The organism is Vibrio sp. Vb1554 (assembly GCF_033344235.1).
Map to the genome: position 1 here is coordinate 1 of NZ_JAWPOJ010000175.1, position 1,447 is coordinate 1,447.

A 1,447-nucleotide genomic window follows, 5' to 3' on the forward strand; every position below is an offset into this window, starting at 1 on the left:
CCTAATACAAGCCGCACAAAAGGCGCTAGACGAAGCCATTGATTTAGAAGAAGAGGAAGCGTGGGACGATGAGTTGGATTGATGCATCAGTCGATGAGTTTTGCCGAGGAATGGGTTTAGATGCGGTGGATTTTTCTGCCGCAGGACGTGTGCAGTTGAGCTTTGAGCAAAGCGGCACATTGCACATAGAAAAACATCATGATCGACTTTTCCTTATGTTGGCGCGTGCGTTGTCGTGGCATCAGTCGAGCGAGCGTATTCAGCATGCGCTGCGTTTGTGCCATGCCGAACAGGGTTGGCCATTTGAAATGAAAACCGGTTTGCTCGACGACGAAACCTTGGTGTTTTCCGCCAAAATTGAAGGCGATGAAGTGACGCTGCCGACACTCGAACAAGCGTTCGCGCTTTTAGTGCGTCTTCACGATGAAGTGGCAAGTTGATGACCCGAGTTAGTACGTTAAATGTCGGCATTGAAGCCTTTACTCACGTTTCCCATGGTGAAGTCGAAACGGATTTCCCCAAACGATTTCAGTTACTGCCGGATGGGCAAGCCGTCGCGACTCATTTGGAAAAACTGTATGACCTAAGACCGTCAGATCAATATTTGTTGGCGTTAGCGAAGCCAAAACTGAACCATTGTGAACTGCTTCGTCCAGAAAAGTACCGTCAGCAATTCGACAACACTTTAGCTCGTGTTCAGCAACTCGCACAGGAATCAGGCTCGGCGAACCTTGCTAAAGCCGCCGAAACGCTACAAAGCACACAACTGGACCAGCGTTACCTCACCATGGCGCTCAATCTTCTTATTCAGGTTTAACCCACATGCTAAGCACCAAAGATATTGAGCTGCTGCTGGTTCACGCTGCGCTTCAAGTTCAATACCAACAACCCGATCAAGCCATCGCGATATTAGATGCTGTGTTAGAACTCGAACCAGAACGCGAAGATGCGTTACACACGCTCGCGGTCGCGTGTTTGCAAACTGGCCGTTACACCCGCGCTGTTGCGGTATGTGAAGGCTTACTGAAGTCGCAATCGCAGTCTGTGCAAGCGGCGGGAATTTGGTTTTGCTTGAGCCAAGCGCGCTGGAAACAAAATGACGTCGAGGGCGCACGCCAAGCGCATCGACGCTATCTGCAATCTTTACATAGTGAATCTCATGAATAAGTTGATCGATATTCTAAACAAAGTAGGGCAACGCAAAGACATCATGCTCGCAGTGATGTTGCTGGCGATCGTCTTTATGATGATTTTGCCTTTGCCAACTGCACTAGTGGATGTGCTGATCGGCGCAAACATGAGTATTGCTGTCGTGTTGCTGATGTTGGCGATTTACATCACCACGCCACTGGAGTTTTCGGCGTTTCCGGCAGTATTGCTGATCACGACGCTATTTCGTTTGTCCCTGTCTATCACCACGACACGTTTGATCCTGCTTCAAGGCGAT

The 1,447-nt window shown here is 49.3% G+C and carries 4 protein-coding genes and 1 pseudogene; all 5 read left to right on the forward strand.

Annotation, left to right across the window (positions count from 1 at the left end; all coding sequences use genetic code 11):
• Nucleotides 1–82, forward strand: a pseudogene (locus R8N28_RS24705) (TyeA family type III secretion system gatekeeper subunit); the annotation flags it as partial.
• Entirely contained in the window at nt 69–440 is a 372-nt protein-coding gene (sycN, locus tag R8N28_RS24710) for a type III secretion chaperone SycN (RefSeq protein WP_017448973.1), read from the forward strand. The pseudogene R8N28_RS24705 and the gene sycN, both read left to right, overlap by 14 nt.
• Complete coding sequence (gene vscX / locus R8N28_RS24715; RefSeq protein ID WP_005500522.1) at nt 440–817, forward strand: type III secretion system protein VscX; 378 nt, start codon at nt 440–442, stop codon at nt 815–817. Before sycN ends, vscX begins: the two co-directional genes overlap by 1 nt.
• Nucleotides 818–822: 5 nt before the next feature.
• Complete coding sequence (gene vscY, locus R8N28_RS24720) at nt 823–1,167, forward strand: type III secretion system chaperone VscY (RefSeq protein ID WP_005464454.1); 345 nt, start codon at nt 823–825, stop codon at nt 1,165–1,167.
• On the forward strand, nt 1,151–1,447 hold a 297-nt coding region (locus R8N28_RS24725), incomplete at its 3' end, for an FHIPEP family type III secretion protein (RefSeq protein WP_318183606.1). The genes vscY and R8N28_RS24725, both read left to right, overlap by 17 nt.